The sequence below is a fragment of the Adhaeribacter terreus genome (assembly GCF_042657365.1).
Taxonomy (GTDB): domain Bacteria; phylum Bacteroidota; class Bacteroidia; order Cytophagales; family Hymenobacteraceae; genus Adhaeribacter_A; species Adhaeribacter_A terreus.
In genome coordinates this window covers 18,193-37,699 of record NZ_JBHSKT010000001.1, presented here as the reverse complement: position 1 = coordinate 37,699, position 19,507 = coordinate 18,193, and the positions used below count along the sequence as shown (strand labels likewise).

The following is a 19,507-nucleotide window of genomic DNA, read 5'->3' as shown; positions in this document are numbered from 1 at the left end:
AACATGCGCGCTTTTCTTCTCACATTATTGTTGGTCTGGTCATCGGTAAATTTTTTATCGGCACAACAATACAATTTAAAAACCTGGACCCCGGAAGATGGCTTGCCACAAACCGACGTTACCAGCATGGTACAAGGTCACTGGGGTTTTATGTGGATCGGTACTGCGGGTGGTTTATCTACTTTCGACGGGCTGCGGTTTACAAATTTCACGAAGGAACACGGTTTAAGCAGCACCAGAATCAGTTGCATTTACCAGACCCACAAAGGCGCAACCTGGATCGGCACATACGCCGACGGCCTCAATCGTTTATCGGGTTTTAGCAAATTTACCGCCTATGGCAAAGCAAGCGGCTTACCCGAAGGCGGCATCAGCAGTATTACCGAAGACAAAGATGGCCGGTTATATGTAGCTACCGCAAAAGGCATTTATTTCCTGGAAGGTAACCGCTTTAAACCACTGCCCGCCAGCACCGGCGTTCCGGCAAAAAAATTCTGGCGCATTCACGTTGACCGCAACAACAATTTGTGGCTGGCTACTTTAGGCGAAGGCGTTTACCGGTACAATGGTAAAAAAACCGAGCATTTCCTTGCAGAAAACGGTTTAAGGAACAACATTATTTATTCGATCTTCGAAAGCCGCAACGGCACCCTCTGGTTTGGAGCATATGGCGGCTTCAGCAAATTCGACGGTAAAAAATTCACACCGTACAGAACAGACGGCGATAAGAATCTGGACCGCACCATGGCTATTACCGAAGATGCTGATGGCAAACTCTGGATGGGTATGGATGGCGGCGGCCTGGTGAGTTTCGATGGGAAGAAAATGACCCGCCTGACCACCAAAAACGGTTTAGTCTGCAATTACATTCATAGCCTGCTTCACGATCGGGAAGGAAATTTATGGCTTGGCGCGCTGAACAATGGTTTGCAACGGTATACGCCTTCCTGTTTCACTTATTATTTAGAGCCCGAAGGCGTAAAAAACAAAAATATCAGGGCTTTGGCGCACAATGCGCAGGGCAACTTATGGATCGGTACTTTTGATGGCGGCGTGGGTGTACGCACCGGCGATACTTTTAAGTGGTACACCACCGCCAATGGCCTGCCAAACAACATCGTAAACCACATTACGAAAGCGCCCGGCGGTGCCATGTGGTTTGCAACCAACCACGGCGTTGCCCGCTTCGATGGTACAGCCTTCACCAAGTATTCGTTCAAAGATGGGCTGATCTTCAACATTGCCAATTTTATTCTACCCGAAACTGATAACCGCATCTGGATTGCAACAAACGAAGGCCTTTCACTGCTGGAAAATAATCGGTTCCGGAATTATAAAATATACGGCAGCCCGAAAGACAATCATATTAACTGCCTCTTCAAAGATAAAGACAATCAACTCTGGGCCGGTACGAAATCTGGCGTTTACCTTTTTAAAGACGGCACTTTCCGGCGTCATCCGCAGGTCGCAGCCATGAACTTCCGGGAAATAACCAGCATTACGCAAGACTACAAAGGCAATTTATGGGTTGGGAGTTTTGATCATGGTCTGGCGCGGGTTTCGCCGAATCTGAAGCAAAACGCGCATGACCATATTGAAAAAGACCGTAATCTGCTTTCAGAATCCGTTACCAGCCTGCGCATCGACTCGGCCAATCAGCTTTGGGTAGGTACCATTGGCGGCCTGAACCGGCTGGATATGGAGGCTTATTATAAAAACCCGGCGGGGCAAATGAAACGGTTTACAAACGCCGACGGCTTCCGGGGGATAGAAGTAAGTTCCAATGCGTTGGCGGAAGGCAGAGGCGGGAATATGTGGATTGGGACCGTGAACGGGTTGATCCGGTACACGCCTGAAAACGAAAGACCTGGCTTGCCAACGCCTTTACTCAACATTTTTGCACTGAAACTTTTCGGGCAACCTGTAAACTGGAAAGAACGCGGCTACACTTCCATGCATGGACTTAGCATACCCGCAAACCCGAAACTTCCTTATGACGAGAACCACATAACGTTTGAATACCGTGGCATCTATCTGACGAATCCGGACTTAGTAACGTACATGACACGCCTGGAAGGTTTCGACAGAAAATGGTCTGAACCTTCTACCAACACTGTGGCCACTTATTCTAACCTGCCGCCGGGCAATTATAAGTTTATGGTAAAAGCCTGCATTAAGAACGGCGGGTGCGTAGAAAAAACTACCGAATATGCATTTACCATTACCCCGCCTTTCTGGAGCAAAGACCGCATTGTAGCTATTGCCGTTTTACTGATCGCTGGTTTTGCTTTTGGGTTGGTGCGCTGGCGCGAACGCAACCTGCGCAGGCTTAACACTTTGCTGGAAGAGAATGTGAAGCAGCGAACGCTCATGCTGGAAAAGAAAAACCTGGAAAAAGAGATCTTACTGAAAGAAGTTCACCACCGGGTAAAAAACAACCTGCAAATTATTACCAGCTTATTGAACCTGCAGTCGCGGCACCTGACCGACCCGGCGGCTTTAGAAACGCTGCGCGATATTAAAGACCGGATCAAATCTATTTCGATGCTGCACATGCGGCTTTACCAGCGCGAAGAACTTGCATCTATAGATCTTTCGGAATATGTACAAACGCTTTGCCGCAGCCTTTTTGCTTCTTATGGCATTCGCGAAGACCACGTGCGGCTCGAATTCGACATCCCGACTTTGTACCTCGATATTGATACCGCTTTAACCCTGGGCCTCATCGTAAACGAATTGGTTTCTAATACGTTAAAATACGCATTTCCTGATCAGCGTAAAGGAACCTTACTGATAGAACTGCTGCGCGTAACTGAAACGGATTATACGCTCACGATCAGCGACGATGGCACCGGCCTTCCAGATAACTTCGAAGAGAAAATGGCTACGAGTTTCGGATTGCAGCTGGTTAGTTCGTTAATTAAAAAACTACACGGTACCTTAAAATTTTATTCTGAAGGCGGTACGCAAATCCGGCTTCAATTTGTTATCTTACCACAATAAATGAATTTGGAAAAATGGCTACACCGAAAATCCTTATTGCTGAAGACGAAATAATTATTGCTGAAGACATTGCCTCGTGCCTCGAAGAGCTGGGTTATAATATCTGTGCAATAGACTCCGGCGACCATTTGATGGAAATTATCCGCGAAACGCAGCCCGATTTGCTTTTACTTGATATTCACCTGAAAGGCGATATTGATGGCGTAGAATTAGCGGCCCAGATCAAACAGGAATTTGATCTGCCTTTCATTTTTCTGACTGCTTACGCCGATAAAGCTACTATAGACCGGGCCAAAACCACCGAACCTTACGGCTTTATTGTAAAACCATTCGACGACAAAGACCTGCGTTCGGCTATAGAAATTGCGCTTTATAAACACAACCGCGATAAAGAACGGGTAGAACCAAAAACGCCCACTCCGGTTGCTGAAAGCGCTTTTACGAACGAATATTTATTTGTAAAAGTAAAGCACCGCATGGTGAAAATTGCGCTGAAAGACATTTTGTGGGTAGAAGCTTACGACAATTATTCTTTCATTATTACGCCGGGACACAAGTATTTAATCAGCTCTACGCTGAAAGAAATGGAGAACAAACTGCCGCAAAAAAACTTTGTGCGCACGCACCGTTCCTACATCGTGAACCTGGAAAAAGTAGATGCTTTCGAGGAAAACTCGCTTATTATCACCGAAAAATCAATTCCTATTGGCAAATCATTCCGCAAAGAATTAATGGCGAAATTCAATATTATTTAGTCCGTTAGGTTGAAGCAGACGGCAATGATCTGAACTTCCCAACGACTTTTTAACCTGAAAACGCTACCGTTTTGGTCTGAAAAACTCACGATTATTGCATTGTGAGTTTTTCAGCTTGAAAGGGTAGCGTTTTTATTTTACTACAAAAACAAATAAATGTGGACCGAAATCAAATCTGATGCAGACTTAGAGTGGCTTTTAAAGCTTTACGCCAGTTTCCATGATAGCTGTCTGCGCGATCTGCATATTTCTACCAAAGAATTTGTTGATGAAGAACGAGCTATGAGTTTCGATAATAAAAATGTTGCCACGCTCCTATTTCAAAGACAAGCCAAAGAAAATCCGGTGCTTGAATTAAAGTTTGAAGATGTAGAGAGATTTAATTTTAATCCGCCGGAAATGTATGGCGGAGTAATTTTTGAAGCGACTTTTAAGAAAGAAAACGACCTTTATTATTGGTCAGATGAAGATTATTGGGGAATCGGTGATAATGAAGCGAATTGGATCTCTGCAAAAAAAGTATTCTGGAGATTAAGGCCCGAACTTTTAGGAAATATATCAAGACTGAAACCGGAAGAATTATCATGTTGATTTAATTTTCAGTTTTTCAGCTGAAAACCATACCGTTTTCAGTTTGTCAAAAACAAAAAGTCCCGCCGGAACTAACCAGTGGGACTTTTTTATCATAAAACGATACCGTTTTCTAAAACTTAGTAACGGTACAGATCAGTTTTGTAAGGACCTTGTTTCTCTACGCCGATGTAAGCAGCCTGCTCGTCGGTAAGTTCTTCCAGCACTACGCCAATTTTAGCCAAGTGTAAACGGGCAACTTTTTCGTCCAGGTGTTTCGGTAATGTGTACACTTTATTCTCGTATTTGTCAGAATTTGTCCACAGTTCGATCTGGGCTAAAACCTGGTTCGAGAAAGAGTTAGACATTACGAAAGACGGGTGACCGGTAGCGCAACCTAAGTTTACCAGGCGGCCTTCGGCTAAGATAATTACGTCGTGGCCTTCTACGTTGTAGATATCAACCTGCGGCTTAACAGTATCTTTGGTGTGGCCGTAGTTTTCGTTTAACCAAGCCATATCGATCTCGTTATCGAAGTGACCGATATTGCATACGATGGTTTTATCTTTCATGGCGCGGAAATGCTCTCCAGTAATGATGTTGCAGTTACCAGTTGCCGTTACTACGATGTCAGCTTCTTTCACGGCATCAGCCATTTTCTTCACGGCAAAACCGTCCATAGCAGCTTGCAGGGCGCAGATCGGGTCGATTTCAGTAACAATTACGCGGGCTCCGGCACCACGCAAAGATGCAGCAGAACCTTTTCCTACATCGCCGTAACCGCCAACTACCGCAACTTTACCAGCCATCATTACGTCAGTCGCACGACGGATCGCATCTACCAACGATTCTTTACAGCCGTATTTGTTATCGAATTTCGATTTGGTAACCGAGTCGTTTACGTTGATAGCCGGCATAACCAAAGTACCGTTTTTCATGCGCTCGTATAAGCGGTGCACGCCGGTTGTAGTTTCTTCCGATAAGCCTTTAATGCCTTCCACTAACTGCGGATATTTATCGAAAACCATGTTGGTCAAGTCACCACCATCGTCCAGGATCATGTTCAGGGGCTGGCGGTCTTCGCCGAAGAATAAGGTTTGTTCGATGCACCAGTCAAATTCTTCTGCGTTCATGCCTTTCCAGGCGTAAACCGGAATGCCGGCCGCAGCAATAGCAGCAGCAGCGTGATCTTGCGTAGAGAAAATATTGCACGAAGACCAGGTAACGTCAGCGCCTAAAGCAACTAAAGTTTCGATCAGTACAGCCGTCTGGATGGTCATGTGTAAGCAACCTGCAATGCGCGCGCCTTTCAGCGGCTGCGAAGCACCAAACTCTTCGCGAATCGCCATTAAGCCCGGCATTTCAGCCTCGGCCAGTTTTATTTCTTTGCGGCCCCATTCAGCCAGCGACATGTCTTTTACTTTGTAAGGAACAAAAGTCTCTACCATTATTTCTGTTTTTAAGATTTTCGGAATCAGAACACAAAATTAATCAATTTGTTTCTAAATACCTTTTAATCTGATTTAATTCCCTTTTGCCCAACAATCTGCGTAAAACGCTATGGTTTCGGGCTGAAAAAGTACGAAACCCGCAAAACGCTATGCTATGGCATAAAAAAACTGCCGGCCAGGCAACCGGAAAGCTTTTAAAATGGTCTTGCTTTCCGGAATTGGTTATAAAAGTTTCGCTAATTTTACCAGCCGCAAACCTGTTACTATGAAAAAACTGCTCCCGCTTCTCTTCTTCTTCCTGTTATTTGCCGTTCCGGCTGCCGTTCAGGCGCAAACCAACATGCAGCTGAAATTTGTGCGCGACCTGCCTAAGAATTTATTTTCGGCGCGCACGGCCGTTTTAATTGGTTATGCCAGCAATGTAGAAACCACGCCCGAAGAAGACGCCAGGATCATCAGCAAATTCAGCACGCAACTCCTTACCGACAACCAGAACCTGGGCATTCAAATGCTGCATTTCGCCGATAAGAATATATTGTTGCAGCCCGCTAAGAAAAACGTTTTACTTCGACAGTACGATAGTCTGAAAATTGAAAACCTGCTGCTGCTGGATATTACGGACATAAAAGGCGCCGGCGCGGTGGGTTCTTACGTGCTTACGCATACCGCTTTTAACCGCCGCATTACCATTACTTCGCCTAACCAGAAAGCGTTTGTGTTGCAGGCCGAAACCTACGAAAAACTGATCCGGAATTTTATACAGGCCACCAAACAATACAGTCCGCATTATTTCGAAGAAGCACCGGCAGGCAGTCCTTTGAAACCTGCTTTAACCGCCGAACCCAACCAACAAACTTTACCAGCCGGCACGCAAACCACTCCTGAAAAAACGGCCAAACCATTGGCGTACCCATTAATTTCCCGCACCGCCGAAGATGTACAACGCGGAAACGGCGGCCCGACCCGTAACTTTTACTATTATTTAGGAGCCGACCAGCGCGAACGCAATGCCGGTTTTTTCGGGCAGCATATTCGCAAAGATGTGGCGGCCAGCCCCGAAGCCCTGAAAGAACTCGACAAATACCGGAATTATAAAATTGGTTACCTCGTTGAACGCACCGTTTTCGTTTCGTCGGTAATTCTGTATGCCAACGAAGTTTTGCAGGACGAAGGCTACGTGTATTTTAACGACCGCCAGAAAGTTTACCTGGGCATTGCCGCCGGCAGCTTGCTGGTAAACGTTTTGATTCTGCGCAACACCAACCAGCACATGCTCCGCGCCATAGACGAATACAACGCTTTTGCCACCATTAAAAACAATAGCAGCTTTCATAAATTCAAACCATCGGGTTTCGGCTTCGGCACTTTTTATGACCGGAAAGTAGTGCCTGGCATTACCCTGAACTGGCAATTGCGCTAATTACTCATTCATGGCTTTACAACCTTTTTCTGCGGAAGCCCGCGCCTTTCTGGAAGCTCATAAAAACGACGACCCGGCTACGTTAATGCTGCAAGCCAAACGTTTTCCGGGTTTGCCGGTGGCCGAGCTGGTGCAGCAAATTCAGGCGCGGCAAAAAGCAAAGAACAAGCTCCCGCATTGGGCCGAAAACTTCGACCTTATTTTTCCGGCAAATCTTTCGGTAGAACAGGCATCTTCGGAACTGACCGCGCAATACAAAGCCAGTTTAATTTCCGGGGAAATTTTGGTTGACCTGACGGGCGGTTTTGGCGTAGATGTTTTTTATTTCTCGCAGCAATTCCGGCAGGTTTACCACGTGGAACAAAATGAAGCGTTAAGCGAAACGGTAGCTTTTAACTTCGAAAAACTGGATGTGAATAATGTGACTTTTCAGGCCCAAAACGCTACCGTTTTTCTGGAGAATTTCAGCGAAATAGCTGATTGCATTTACCTCGATCCGGCACGCCGCGGCACTGCCAACCAGAAAGTACATTTGCTGGAAGATTGCGAACCCGATGTGCTACAAATGCTTCCGACTTTATTGGCCAAAAGCCATAGCGTTTTGCTTAAAACCAGCCCCATGCTGGATATTGACCGCGCGGTGCAGCAACTGAAAAACGTAGAAAAGATCTGGGTAATTGCCGTAGAAAACGAATGCAAGGAAGTGCTGTACCAGATCGGGCAAACCGAAAATCCGGACCCGGAAATTACCGCCGTAAACCTGACCCCCAAAGCTGAAAACGCTGGCTTTTCTTTCCGAAAAAGTAACGAAGAAACCGCGGAAACGCATTATTCAGAACCACTGGAATTTATTTATGAACCAAACGCTGCCATTATGAAAGCCGGCGCTTTCCGGCAGATCGCGCAACGTTTTGGTTTGAAAAAACTGCACCGCAACTCGCATTTATATACTTCTGTAGATCTGGTAGCAGATTTTCCTGGCAGGAGTTTCCGGTTAAAAACGGTAGCCAAATACAACAAAAAAGTGCTGCATGGTTTAATTCCCGAAAAGAAAGCCAACATCACAGTCCGCAATTTCCCGGAAACGGTAGCGCAGATCCGGCAAAAAACCGGTTTAAAAGAAGGCGGAGATCTGTATTTATTTGCTACTACTGATATGCATCAGCAACTGGTTATTCTGGTTTGCGAAAAGGCGGTTTGAAATGGTTAAATTGTTTAATTGTTGATTATTGGCAATTTACAACATACCGGCTATTATTTGTAGTTAACACCTTTATTGAAATTGCTGGTGCAAGTGTTAGCGTTAGCGGCACTTGTACCAGCAATTTCATCAGCCCCCGCTGTTTCAACAATTCAGCAATTTAACAATTTAACCATTAAGCTATTTCGCCTTACTCGTCCATTTACTGTCTTTCACCCGGAAACGCCAGGGCAAAAGTGCGTGATCTTCCGCATAGGCCACTCCTACTCTGGGGGTTTCTATCACTTCGTTATCCGGAATAACAATTCCCTGGTCTTCTACCCAAATCAGATTTCCATGCAGATCGGCGCCGTAATGTTTAAGCGAAATGCCTAAAGCCTGCGTAAGCAAACCGGGACCGGCCGTTAAGTTGGGTTGGATCTTTGGTAAATTCCGGCGCAATTGCATTTCTTTCAGGCCTTCGGTGGGTTCAATGGCTCTTATTAAAACCGCATCGGCTTTGTCTTTTTCGTTGGTGATAATATTGAAAAGGTTGTAAATACCGTAGATCAGGTACACATAAGCTACACCGCCTTCGGCATACATAATTTCGGTGCGGTTAGTACGGCGGCCTAAATGCGCGTGGCAGGCTTTATCGTTTTCACCGGAATACGCTTCGGTTTCTACGATCATGCCGCCGGTTAAAATGCCATCGATATGGGTATAAAGAAATTTCCCCAGCAGATCGCGGCTTATCTGTACTACGTTCGGTTGCAGGTAAAATTCTTTCGGAAGTTTCATGATGCCAATTTGAAGATTTGAAAATTTGGAGATTTGAAGATGAATAAATTAAAAAACTTTTGAACGCAGGTTTTAAAGGTTAGTTTTTCCGGGGCAACACCATAGCGTTTTTGAACGAATCTCATTTCCACACCCTGATTTTCCATAATTCCCTCATTTTCAAATCTCCAAATTTTCAAATCTTCAAATTTTTATTCCTACCTTTGCCTCCGGATTTAGGTGATGGATCTTGCTGCCGCGAGAAACGTCTTAAAAGGGAAACAGGTGTAATACCTGTGCTGTTCCCGCAACTGTGATCTTCAAATTTAATCAGTTTTACCGCACAAGCCACTGCCTGCAAGCAAATCGGGTGGGAAGGCCAGAACTGATGAAGAGAGCCAGGAGACCTGCCTGTTCCGGTTAATAAATGTTTCATGCTTTCGGGTAAAAAGCGTAGCGGTTCATGCAGTTAAATTTCCTGTTTAATTCGTTTGCAGCACCACTCAATTCCCGGCTTTTTTTTAGCTGGAGAAATGCGGTGCGTTAGTCTTTTAAGTTTACTCCTTTCCGGAATCTTACCGGCGTTTGCGCAGCAACCCGATTCTTTAGGCAGCCGCAAACTGCACGAAGTAGAAATTATTGCGCGCAAACCCGAAACCTTTGCCGCCGGCAGCCGCCAGACTTCCATCGATTCTACTTTTCTGAAAAATAACCGCAGCGCCAGCCTGGCCGAAATTCTGCAAAACGCTACGCCGGTCTATGTAAAAACCTACGGCCAGGGCATGCTTTCTTCACTCGCTTTCCGGGGCACTTCGGCCAGTCATACCGCCGTGCTCTGGAATGGTTTTAATATTTCTCTGCCTACCGTGGGCCAGCTCGATTTTTCTTTAATTCCGGTTTCGGGCCTGGAAACCGTGGCGTTGCAGCATGGTTCGGCGGGTTCTAATTTTGGTTCCGGAGCTATTGGCGGCAGCGTACTTTTAAATTCCGCCGAAAGTTTTGCGCCCGGCTTAAAAGTGCAGGCTCAACAGGATCTTGGCAGTTTCGGCAGAAAATACAGTAATCTGGGTGGCAGTTACGGTTGGGAAAAAGCGGGTGTGGCGACTTCAGTTTTCCGGAATTCGGTTCGAAATGATTTTGCGTTTATTAATACTGCCAAATTTGGTAAGCCGGAAGAAAAGCAGCAAAACGCAGCGGTAGAGCAACGAGGTTTTACGCTGAATGCGAACTGGAAACCTTCGGAAAAAAGCAACCTGAACTGGCAGAACTGGTACACCGATCAGGAAAACGAAGTGCAGCCGAACATGGTAGTCGCCAACACGCACGCCATGATGCAAAACCGGAATCTGCGCAGCACCGCGGTCTGGAATCTGCGTTCAGGTTTTGGGCAAACTTCTGTGCGGGGGGCATTTTTTCACGATTTCATGCGCTTCTCCGACGACAACCAGCCTGCTTCCGATACTGACATAAAAACTTACCAGGCGCAGGCGGAACACGGCTTTATTATCCGGGGAAAACTAAACCTGAACGTGGGCGCCGATCTGCAATATTTTTCCGGCGAAGTAGATGGTTATAAAGAACCGGTTAGCGAATTGCGGAATTCCGTTTTTGCATTGCTGCGCTACGATCTTTTTGAAAAACTGCACCTGAATCTGAATTATCGGCAGGCTTTTGTTCCGGGCTTCGATCCGCCGCCGGTTCCAAGTATTGGTTTCCTTTATGAATTTATTCAGACTGAAAAAAATACGGTGCGCTGGAAAGGAAATATTGCCCGCGGCTACCGCGTACCCACTTTAAATGACCGTTACTGGCCTACCGGCAACGAAAATCTGCGTCCGGAAGATAGCTGGAATTACGAAACCGGCCTGCAACATCGGTTCTCCAAAAACCATTTCACTTCTGAAGCTGAAATAACGGCTTACGCGCTGCACGTGAACAACTGGATCCAATGGCTGCCAACCGAAGCTACCATCTGGACGCCGCAAAACCTGAAAAAAGTGAACGCCAGCGGCCTCGAGTTTTCGGGCAAAATAACCTACCGTTTTTCCAGCTGGAACCTGAATTTGCGCGGCAATTATGCTTACACCAGATCGGTGCAGAAAGCCAGTTATTTCATTTCGGATGAACCTCTGAACAAGCAACTGGTCTATACTCCTTTGCATACAGCTTCCGCGTTGGCTGGTTTGGGTTATAAAACCTGGCTTCTGAACCTGAACGGCACCTTTACCGGCGAACGTTTTACCGATGCAGAAAACGAAATAGCGTTGCCGGCTTTTATGCTTTTCCATGTTTCAGGCAGCAAAACGCTGGAAATTGGGAAATGCCGGTTCCAGGTTATCGGCCATATCAACAACCTCACCAATACAGTTTACCAGAATCTGCAATATTATGCCATGCCCGGCCGGAATTACAATGTAAGCCTGCGCTTCAACCTGGATTAATCAGAAATTTATAACAATCACTTTTTCAACAATTTTCCATACCATTTTTATGAAAAAAAATTTTAGTTCTTTTGCTTTTGGCGCATTGTTTTTCAGTGCCGGCCTTTTTTTAAGCAGCTGTACCACCGAAACCGGAGAAGATAAACCAGTAGCGCCAGGCACGTTTGAAAAAGGCGTTTTTGTAACCAACGAAGGCCAGTTTCAGAAAAGTAACGGTGCAGTAAGTTTCATCAGCAGACAAACGAATAAAGTAGACCGCGACCTTTTTATGGCAGTGAACAATCGTCCGCTTGGCGATGTGGTGCAATCTATGACCATTCACAATGGCAAGGCTTATGTAGTAGTGAACAACAGTAAAAAAGTGGAAGTAGCCGATGCCAATACCTTTAAAGAAGCCGGTGTAATTAACGGGTTGGAAATGCCGCGCTACGCCGTGGGCCTGAACAATAAGCTATATGTAACCGAGTGGGTTGGTTATGGCGTAGACGGCCGCGTTTCGGTAATTGACCTGACTACGAACACGGTTTCCAAAACCATAACGGTAGGAGAATCGCCGGAAAAAGTGCTGCTGCTGAATAATAAACTTTACGTGGTAAATTCCGGCGACAATACTGTTTCGGTGATCAATACTGTTACCGATGCCGTTGAAACAACGATCACTGTAAGTCACGGCCCGAATAGCCTAGTTGTTGATGCAGGCAATAATATATGGGTGCTTTGCGGCGGCGAAAAAGTGTATGATTCTAACTGGAACTTCGATCTGGCGGCGAGCACTGCCGGCAGCCTGGTACAAATAGACCCGGCCAGCAACACCGTAACGCAAACCTTAAACTTCACTTCCAAAGCCGATATTCCAGGTAACCTGACTATCAATTCCGGCAAAAACAAGCTTTACTACAAATACGAAGGCAAAATTTACCAGATGGAAACCACTGCTCCAGCATTACCTGCAACGGCCTTCATTAACCGTGATTTCAGCGGCTTAGGCATCGATCCGGAAACCAATATTATTTACGGAGCTATTACCACAAGCTTTACGACCAATGGGAAGGTGATCCGTTATACGCCAGCCGGCGCTGCACAAGATTCTTTTACCGTGGCGATCGGCCCGAATAATTTCTTATTCAGATAAGTTTCAAGAGAATTGTACCATAGCTAAAACCCCGGCCTGCCAAAGCAAGCCGGGGTTTTTCACGTTAAAAGTATAGCGTTTTTCTTTGCTTAGTGGTTATGCCCGGTGTGGTCTTCGGGGTTTTGTTTATTGTCTTTATAGGCGGGATTCGGCGTTTTTTTCGAACGTTCGTAAGCATCGTTTTCCATTTTGGCCGTATCCATCAGCGCATCTATGGTATCTTGGTGCGTGTCTACTGAAGGAGCAGTATTTTGGCCGGACGCATCGCGCATTTCGGGATTTTTATCTTTTGCACTACCTTCTTCCACGTTGGTATCGCCGGGTTTGGTGCCGGTGCTACAGGCTGCCAGGCCGGTTATAGAAGCAGCAAAAACAAGACTGAATGCACGTGGGGCCAGAATCTGGAAAAATGGTTTCATAGTTGGGTAGATTTAGTGATGGTTGCCTATGCCGGCATTTGGTGCGTTTTTACGACGATGCGCAAAGAAAGTTAAAAGCTGCGTGCCTGCTTTCCACAAACTCCTTGCATCCCAAGCTTTTCTGCCGGAACCGGATTTCGTGTATCTTTGCAACGCATTAACAGCTTACCCCAATATCCGGAATTTTTATTATAATAACAAATGAAACAGAACACGCCCCGTTCCAGCCCCCGGAAACCGGCCCCTAAAACCGCCAGCGGCATTTTTTCGTGGCTTACTCCGAAACGGAAGCGGGCCTTTCTGGTAATTTTCATGCTGAGTTTTGTAGTTTCACTGGTTATGGAGCTTTACGTTTTCGGCTTTCCGGATGGCTTTTTCGGGCATTGGTTCAGCGCTATGCTGGTACTTTTTTTCCTGATCTCCGGTACCGTTCTGGGCATTATTCCGCTGGTAAATTACGTAGCAAACCGCTGGCTGAGGTTTTGATCTTTCCAGCTTTTCATCACTTTTTCCGGTTAAAAGGATAGCGTTTTCCCTGCAAAGCAACTTAACCCGAAGCATTTTAGTGGCTATATCAGCATAAGATTCATAATTCAGTTTGTATAAAAAAAAGTCCCGGCTTCTGCTGAAACCGGGACTTTTTTATGCCTGAAGCCTACCGTTTTTAGCGGGCTTTGGTTTGATCGAGCACTAATTTCTGTTTGTAGGTTTTGCCTTCAGAAATTACGTGAATAATATAAATACCATCGGCTTTGCCTACCATATTCAGTTTTATTTTGCCATCTACCGGAGTCAGTTTCTCGTTCATGATCTCCTGGCCAATACTGTTCAGCACAAGGATCTTCGCCTCAGCATTATTCTTGCCAGGCATTTGCAGCGTTAAACGGCCGGTAGTCGGGTTCGGGAATATTACCAACGAAGCGTTTGGTTGCGGAGCCTCAGCTTTACTGGCTACCCGCACAGCATCTATGAAAAGATTATTTTCGTAGCCCGTTTTGCTCCGGAATTTCAGCAGCACGTTTTTCTCGCCGATATAGTTTTCCAGTAAAACCGTATCTATGCCCCATTGGCTAGTATCCGGGAAAAATGGCGTTCCTACGGGGTCAGTAATTGTAGCCAGCGAACGGCCGTACTTTTTATAAAGGCTTTTGAAGGTTACGCCGCAATCGGTAGAAGCCAGTATTTCCAGCGTATCTGCATTAGCACCCGCACTGAAATCGGTAGCTGTGTAAGCCAAACGGAAGGTAAGTTTAGGTTCTACAGCGTTGCTCAGATCCAAAGCCGGCATTTGCAGTTCATCGGCTTCGCCTACGTATTCGTAATCGTAGTTATTGATATAAGCCGAATGAAGTCCTTCGTAGGCAGCAAGCGTGGTTCTTTCCCAGGTAATACCTTTATCCGGGTTATCTAATTTCCAGCCTTGTTTCGGGAAAGCATCGGCCTCAAAACCTTCGGTGAAAGGTAAAGCCAGTCCAGCCGTTTTTTCGATAACCGTAAAGTTTATGGTTTGGGCATCATTCGCTGGGTCGTTATCGGTGGCTCCATTTGGTGAAGTTACCGAAACGGTAAGGTTATGGGCGCCAAAACTCACGGTTGAAGCAGGCAGGGTAATTTCCTCGAATTCATAAATTTTCAGGTCACCTGTCCATTTTAAAGTTTGTGCCGGGCCGTTATCTACCTGGTAGCTGATGGTGGCGGAAGTTAAAGCCACCGTACCCTGGTTTTTCAGAATAGCTTTCGGGGTAATGTTCTGATCGCAGGAAACGCCGTTTGGCCGGTCAATCTGCAAAATAGAAGCATCGAGCGGTTTAATGTTTACCGGCAGGTGTCCGTCTGAAGTAAGAATAGTTGGCCGTACGTTCTGCAGCATGGTTTGCGCGCGCGAAACCTGGCCTACTGTAAACAGGTTCATGCAGGCATCGTCTACATAATCCATATAATTCATGAACATAGAACCTGGGCTGCCTGCAGCACAAGCGCCACCGGCACTGGTAGTTTGCGGAAAGGTCGGGCAACCGTAATTTTCACGTTTTTGCAAAGGAGTGTCGGCTACTTTATCGTCGTTCGCGCAGCTTGGTTCATCGCCCCAGATGTGGTAAAGGCCGAGCCAGTGCCCTACTTCGTGGGTTGCCGTGCGCCCTTTATTGAAAGGATACGAAACTGTTCCGGTACGGCCAAAGTAATTATAGCCGATCACCACGCCGTCGGTATTGGCCGGACCGCTGCCCGGGAACTGCGCATAACCCAGCAAACCGCCACCAAGGTTACAAACCCAGATGTTCATGTATTTATTCCGGTTCCAGGCATCGTGGCCACCGCGGGCAGTAAATTTCATGGCATCGTCCAGACCAAAAGTACTGGAGTTGGTTTGCGTGCGGGTAATACCGGTGGTCGGGTCGCCATTCGGGTCGCGTTGGGCCAGTTCAAAACGGATCTGCATATCGCCGGCCAGCGGTTTGAAGGCAGCAGGAGTATTTACCCGATCGGCGTTTGTTTTGCTGAAATCTTCGTTGAGCACATCGATCTGGCTTTGGATCTGGGCCTGCGAAATATTCTGCGAAGCCGTGCGGTAAACTACGTGCACCACTACCGGAATGGTAATTACGCCGTTGGTTTTCTGATTGGCGCCCTGGCTTTGAAGCTTGGCAATTTTGCTGTCAACTTGCTGCAAACGGGCTTTGGTACCCGGCTCCTGTAGTTCCAGCTTGTCTAAATGGTCCATGGTGCCGCAATTGCGCTGCGCCAGCAACGCCGAGGGGAAACTCAGCAGCAAACCCACACCAACGAGTAATTTTTTTATCATAAAAACAATTTCTAAAAATGATATAACCGCAATTCAGAACAGCAACCGGCAGCAAAACAATTCCTTCGGAACCAATTCAGCAACAAGGCTTTAAATATACAAATTTTATTAAAGAATGTTATTTATCTGTTCTTTGATTTTTTCGAGTTCCTCTTTCATTTCCACCACAAAATGCTGTATGGTAGCATCGTTGGCTTTGGAACCGATCGTGTTAATTTCCCGCCCGATCTCCTGAGCAATGAACGCCAGTTTCTTTCCGGTTGGTTCCGGCAGATACACGGTTTCGGTGAAATAATGTAAATGGTTGAGCAACCGCACTTTTTCTTCGGCAATGTCCAGCTTCTCAATATAGTAGATCATTTCCTGCTCAAAGCGGTTATGATTGAATTGCTCGGAACCAGTTAGCTCGGCCATGTGCATGGTAATGCGCTGCTTGATATTTTCAATGCGTACCGGGTCAAATTTTTCCACTTCCGAAAGCAGAATACGAATGCGCTCCACGTAGGAAATAATTTCAGAAGTAAGCGCTTTACCTTCATCGTTTCGGAAATTATTTATGCTTTTTATAGCTTCCTGTAAAACCGGCAATACCTGCTCCCAGTTTAACGTTTCGGCTTCTTCGCTGTTTTCGGCAGCCTGCATCACTTCGGGCATTTGCAAAGCCAGCCGGAAGAGATCGCTTTTATCGGCCTGTACTTTTTCGGCAGCTTCTTCCAGATCGCGGTAATAGGCTTCCAGCAGTTCGTGATTGATGCGGTTTTTGGCTTTGGCTACTTTATTGGAAGTAAATTCGATGCACAGGTTTACTTTGCCACGAACCAGGCTTTTGCTGATAATATTGCGGATCTCCAGTTCTTTTTCCATCAGGAAACGTGGCAAACGCAGACTCAGATCGAGGCTTTTTGAGTTCAGCGATTTCAGTTCTACGGTTAGCGTATAATTTTCGGCTTCGAGGCGGGCCTGCCCGAAACCGGTCATGGATTGTAGCATAGTTGAAAAAATATAAAACAGGTAAAAATACAGTTTTTTTCCGGAGCCGGACAATTTATAGGCTCAGAAAAAATGTAGCGGCTTAGAAAAGGAAAAACACCGGAAAAACGCTAGGAAAAAAGCAGAAAAAGTAAGAAGCAAAAATGGGAAACGCTGAAAATTAGCTATCTTTGGGCCATGAAATTTGGAGTTGTAATTTTCCCGGGTTCCAACTGCGATCAGGACGTGATAGACGTGCTGACCAAGACGATGAACCAAGAAGTAGTGAAATTGTGGCACAAAGACCACGATCTGCAAGGTTGCGATTTTATTATGCTGCCCGGCGGTTTCTCGTACGGCGATTACCTGCGTTCCGGCGCTATTGCCCGTTTCTCGCCGATTATGCAGGAAGTTATTCAGCACGCCAACCGCGGCGGTTACGTAATGGGTATCTGCAACGGTTTCCAGATCCTGACCGAAGCCGGTTTGTTGCCAGGCGCGTTGCTGCGTAACCAGGAGCAGAAATTCCTGTGCAAGAACGTGTATGTAAAGCCGCAAACCACCAACCTGCTGGCCACACAACTTTTAGATACCAATAAGGCATATAAAATTCCGGTAGCGCACGGCGAAGGCCGTTTCTACACCGATGCCGATACACTGAAAAAGATCCAGGACAACGATCAGGTAATGTTCCGTTATTGCTCGCACGATGGTATCATTTCGCCGGAATTCGATTGTAACGGCTCTCTGGATAATATTGCCGGCATTACCAACGAAGGCCGCAACGTGTTTGGCATGATGCCACACCCGGAACGCGCCGCCGACGCCGACTTAGGAAACACCGATGGTAAAGCGATCTTTGAATCGTTATTGGCCGGCGTTTTAGCGTAAGCAAAACGGTAGGGTTTTAAGCCGAAAAAGTAAAGCCTGAAAAACGGTAGGATTCTACGCGTAAAAAGTATTATAAATGAAACAGCGAAGCTGCTGAAAAGTGGCTTCGCTTTTTTTGTTTATATTGAAAAATGTTTGGTGTAAAAACTTGCGGAAGCGCTATTATTTTTTCTTCCTTCGCTTTGCTATTCTTCATTGGCTTAAACTATATGAAGCTGGTTATTTCTGAAACGATTCTAGTTCTGACTATTGTTTGTCTACTAACATTTAGCATGATCGCTTTCTTTGCCAAAATTTACTGGACATTTCATTTCTGGTCACAACACACAACTCTTAGAAAATTTGGGGAAGTTCATAAAATTACCTTCTACACTTTATTAATAAGTCTTACCACACTACTTGCTACTAAGATTATCTATCTATTAATCCAAAAATGAACGTATTATTGCGACCACTTTTTTATGCGAAGCTACTGTAAAGTTGCTTCGTTTTTTTTTTCAGAAGCAACCATTATGCAATTTTAAGCATCAAGACAAAACCGAAACGAATGTGAATTTTATGTCTTTCTGATTTTAACAATACTTCATAATATCATGCGCAATTCCTGGAAACCGTTACGAATATTGCTGCTTTTAAGCGGATTCTTCGTTTTTTTCAATGGCAATGCTTTCCGGCAAAAGCATGTAAAAGATTGCCAGTTTTCCGGCCCTGCTTTAACCTCCGATACGCTTATGCTTTTTCCGGCACGTCCGGAAACAGGCTTTCATTACAGTTATCTGCTTTATTTGCCAGAAGGTTTAAAGCGCGATGAACAGCATTATCTGATGGTAGAAACGACCAATACCGGCCTCAACGATTCCATCGGATTTCATGAAAAAGGGGCGCGCTATGCTGCCGGTAAGAGTTCCGTAGGGAATTATACGGCCCGAAAGCTGCAAATCCCGTTACTGGTGCCCATCTTTCCGCGTTCAGCAACCAATTGGGAGCTTTACACCCACGCTTTAGACCGCGAAACCTTGCTCAGCCAGAATGCCACGTTGAAACGTTTAGACCTGCAATTGTTAGCCATGATCAAAGATGCGCGCAAACAACTAAAACAGCGCGGTTTTCCGGTAAAGGAGAAATTTTTCATGAACGGCTTTTCGGCATCCGGTACTTTTGCCAATCGTTTTTCTCTGTTGCATCCCGAAAAAATAAAAGCGATGGCGGCCGGGGGAATAAACGCGATTCCGATTTTACCGGTTAGTCAATTAAAAGAAACGCCGCTGAGCTACCCGCTAGGCATTGCCGACCTGAAAAAAATTACCGGTCGGGAAGTAAATCTGAAAGCTTTCAACCAATTACCCAAAATGCTTTACATGGGCGCCTTAGACGAAAACGATGCCGTGGCTTTTGACGATGCTTACAGTGGGGAAGACCGGGAAAAAGTATATACACTGATGGGAAAACAACTGGTGCCGCAGCGCTGGGAATTTGTGCAGGAAATTTACAGAAAGAATAATGTTCAGGCAGATTTCAAAACTTACACCCACATGGGTCACGGCACCGATAAAAAAATCAATAACGACCTGGTAGATTTCTTCCAGAAGCATATGGAAGAAAAGGGAAACGGCTATTCAAAAGCTGAGTAAAAACCGGTCTAGATGTTTGGAATTACAGGCAGTTTTCCGTTCAAAACCATAGCGTTTTTCTG

General features: G+C 45.8%; 15 protein-coding genes and 1 riboswitch. Of the genes, 10 read left to right on the top strand and 5 right to left on the bottom strand.

The genetic code is table 11. From position 1 onward, the window contains the following. Positions 1-3: 3 nt before the first annotated feature. The 3 genes from ACFPIB_RS00140 (at position 4) to ACFPIB_RS00130 (ending at position 4,349) form a co-directional block, all read left to right on the top strand. The gene (locus ACFPIB_RS00140) at positions 4-3,003 is read left to right on the top strand and encodes a two-component regulator propeller domain-containing protein (protein ID WP_378015397.1); all 3,000 of its coding nucleotides are present in this window, start codon (positions 4-6) and stop codon (positions 3,001-3,003) included. A gap of 14 nt (positions 3,004-3,017) precedes the next feature. Continuing rightward, positions 3,018-3,758: a LytR/AlgR family response regulator transcription factor gene (locus ACFPIB_RS00135; RefSeq protein ID WP_378015396.1), complete on the top strand. Its 741-nt coding sequence runs from the start codon at positions 3,018-3,020 to the stop codon at positions 3,756-3,758. Between the two features lie 156 nt (positions 3,759-3,914). Beyond that, positions 3,915-4,349 carry a hypothetical protein gene (locus ACFPIB_RS00130; protein WP_378015395.1) on the top strand — a complete coding sequence of 145 codons (435 nt, stop codon included), beginning with the start codon at positions 3,915-3,917 and terminating at the stop codon, positions 4,347-4,349. Positions 4,350-4,468: 119 nt separating this feature from the next. Here the strand turns inward: ACFPIB_RS00130 and ahcY are convergent, their stop codons facing one another. After that, the gene (gene ahcY, locus ACFPIB_RS00125) at positions 4,469-5,776 is read right to left on the bottom strand and encodes an adenosylhomocysteinase (protein WP_378015394.1); all 1,308 of its coding nucleotides are present in this window, start codon (positions 5,774-5,776) and stop codon (positions 4,469-4,471) included. A 268-nt stretch (positions 5,777-6,044) separates the two neighbouring features. Here ahcY and ACFPIB_RS00120 point away from each other — a divergent pair, with 268 nt between their 5' ends. Next, the gene (locus ACFPIB_RS00120; protein WP_378015393.1) at positions 6,045-7,199 is read left to right on the top strand and encodes a hypothetical protein; all 1,155 of its coding nucleotides are present in this window, start codon (positions 6,045-6,047) and stop codon (positions 7,197-7,199) included. Positions 7,200-7,209: 10 nt separating this feature from the next. Next, complete coding sequence (locus ACFPIB_RS00115) at positions 7,210-8,400, top strand: THUMP-like domain-containing protein (RefSeq protein WP_378015392.1); 1,191 nt, start codon at positions 7,210-7,212, stop codon at positions 8,398-8,400. A 180-nt stretch (positions 8,401-8,580) separates the two neighbouring features. Here the strand turns inward: ACFPIB_RS00115 and ACFPIB_RS00110 are convergent, their stop codons facing one another. Further along, positions 8,581-9,180 (bottom strand): DNA-3-methyladenine glycosylase, encoded by a 600-nt coding sequence (locus tag ACFPIB_RS00110; RefSeq protein WP_378015391.1) that lies wholly within the window; start codon positions 9,178-9,180, stop codon positions 8,581-8,583. Positions 9,181-9,380: 200 nt separating this feature from the next. After that, positions 9,381-9,588: riboswitch (cobalamin riboswitch) on the top strand. Positions 9,589-9,692: 104 nt separating this feature from the next. On the opposite strand from ACFPIB_RS00110, the gene ACFPIB_RS00105 reads away from it, so the two are divergent. Beyond that, positions 9,693-11,600, top strand: a complete 1,908-nt coding sequence (locus ACFPIB_RS00105; RefSeq protein ID WP_378015390.1) for a TonB-dependent receptor — start codon at positions 9,693-9,695, stop codon at positions 11,598-11,600. 49 nt (positions 11,601-11,649) lie between these two features. After that, positions 11,650-12,732, top strand: a complete 1,083-nt coding sequence (locus ACFPIB_RS00100; protein WP_378015389.1) for a YncE family protein — start codon at positions 11,650-11,652, stop codon at positions 12,730-12,732. 89 nt (positions 12,733-12,821) lie between these two features. Here the strand turns inward: ACFPIB_RS00100 and ACFPIB_RS00095 are convergent, their stop codons facing one another. Continuing rightward, the gene (locus ACFPIB_RS00095) at positions 12,822-13,151 is read right to left on the bottom strand and encodes a hypothetical protein (protein WP_378015388.1); all 330 of its coding nucleotides are present in this window, start codon (positions 13,149-13,151) and stop codon (positions 12,822-12,824) included. Positions 13,152-13,352: 201 nt separating this feature from the next. Between ACFPIB_RS00095 and ACFPIB_RS00090 the strand changes: the two genes are divergently transcribed. Next, positions 13,353-13,637 carry a DUF2798 domain-containing protein gene (locus tag ACFPIB_RS00090; RefSeq protein WP_378015387.1) on the top strand — a complete coding sequence of 95 codons (285 nt, stop codon included), beginning with the start codon at positions 13,353-13,355 and terminating at the stop codon, positions 13,635-13,637. A 178-nt stretch (positions 13,638-13,815) separates the two neighbouring features. Here ACFPIB_RS00090 and ACFPIB_RS00085 read toward each other — a convergent pair whose 3' ends face one another. Continuing rightward, entirely contained in the window at positions 13,816-15,954 is a 2,139-nt protein-coding gene (locus ACFPIB_RS00085; protein WP_378015386.1) for a M43 family zinc metalloprotease, read from the bottom strand. A gap of 108 nt (positions 15,955-16,062) precedes the next feature. Continuing rightward, entirely contained in the window at positions 16,063-16,944 is an 882-nt protein-coding gene (locus ACFPIB_RS00080; protein ID WP_378015385.1) for a YicC/YloC family endoribonuclease, read from the bottom strand. A gap of 177 nt (positions 16,945-17,121) precedes the next feature. On the opposite strand from ACFPIB_RS00080, the gene purQ reads away from it, so the two are divergent. Then, positions 17,122-17,814 (top strand): phosphoribosylformylglycinamidine synthase subunit PurQ, encoded by a 693-nt coding sequence (gene purQ / locus ACFPIB_RS00075; protein ID WP_378015384.1) that lies wholly within the window; start codon positions 17,122-17,124, stop codon positions 17,812-17,814. 593 nt (positions 17,815-18,407) lie between these two features. Continuing rightward, positions 18,408-19,445: a hypothetical protein gene (locus tag ACFPIB_RS00070; RefSeq protein ID WP_378015383.1), complete on the top strand. Its 1,038-nt coding sequence runs from the start codon at positions 18,408-18,410 to the stop codon at positions 19,443-19,445. Positions 19,446-19,507: the final 62 nt, after the last annotated feature.

Coding starts and splice junctions, on each gene's coding strand:
- ACFPIB_RS00140 (WP_378015397.1), top strand. CDS start 4: ATGCGCGCTTTTCTTCTCACATTATTGTTGGTCTGGTCATCGGTAAAT.
- ACFPIB_RS00135 (WP_378015396.1), top strand. CDS start 3,018: ATGGCTACACCGAAAATCCTTATTGCTGAAGACGAAATAATTATTGCT.
- ACFPIB_RS00130 (WP_378015395.1), top strand. CDS start 3,915: ATGTGGACCGAAATCAAATCTGATGCAGACTTAGAGTGGCTTTTAAAG.
- ahcY (WP_378015394.1), bottom strand. CDS start 5,776: ATGGTAGAGACTTTTGTTCCTTACAAAGTAAAAGACATGTCGCTGGCT.
- ACFPIB_RS00120 (WP_378015393.1), top strand. CDS start 6,045: ATGAAAAAACTGCTCCCGCTTCTCTTCTTCTTCCTGTTATTTGCCGTT.
- ACFPIB_RS00115 (WP_378015392.1), top strand. CDS start 7,210: ATGGCTTTACAACCTTTTTCTGCGGAAGCCCGCGCCTTTCTGGAAGCT.
- ACFPIB_RS00110 (WP_378015391.1), bottom strand. CDS start 9,180: ATGAAACTTCCGAAAGAATTTTACCTGCAACCGAACGTAGTACAGATA.
- ACFPIB_RS00105 (WP_378015390.1), top strand. CDS start 9,693: ATGCGGTGCGTTAGTCTTTTAAGTTTACTCCTTTCCGGAATCTTACCG.
- ACFPIB_RS00100 (WP_378015389.1), top strand. CDS start 11,650: ATGAAAAAAAATTTTAGTTCTTTTGCTTTTGGCGCATTGTTTTTCAGT.
- ACFPIB_RS00095 (WP_378015388.1), bottom strand. CDS start 13,151: ATGAAACCATTTTTCCAGATTCTGGCCCCACGTGCATTCAGTCTTGTT.
- ACFPIB_RS00090 (WP_378015387.1), top strand. CDS start 13,353: ATGAAACAGAACACGCCCCGTTCCAGCCCCCGGAAACCGGCCCCTAAA.
- ACFPIB_RS00085 (WP_378015386.1), bottom strand. CDS start 15,954: ATGATAAAAAAATTACTCGTTGGTGTGGGTTTGCTGCTGAGTTTCCCC.
- ACFPIB_RS00080 (WP_378015385.1), bottom strand. CDS start 16,944: ATGCTACAATCCATGACCGGTTTCGGGCAGGCCCGCCTCGAAGCCGAA.
- purQ (WP_378015384.1), top strand. CDS start 17,122: ATGAAATTTGGAGTTGTAATTTTCCCGGGTTCCAACTGCGATCAGGAC.
- ACFPIB_RS00070 (WP_378015383.1), top strand. CDS start 18,408: ATGCGCAATTCCTGGAAACCGTTACGAATATTGCTGCTTTTAAGCGGA.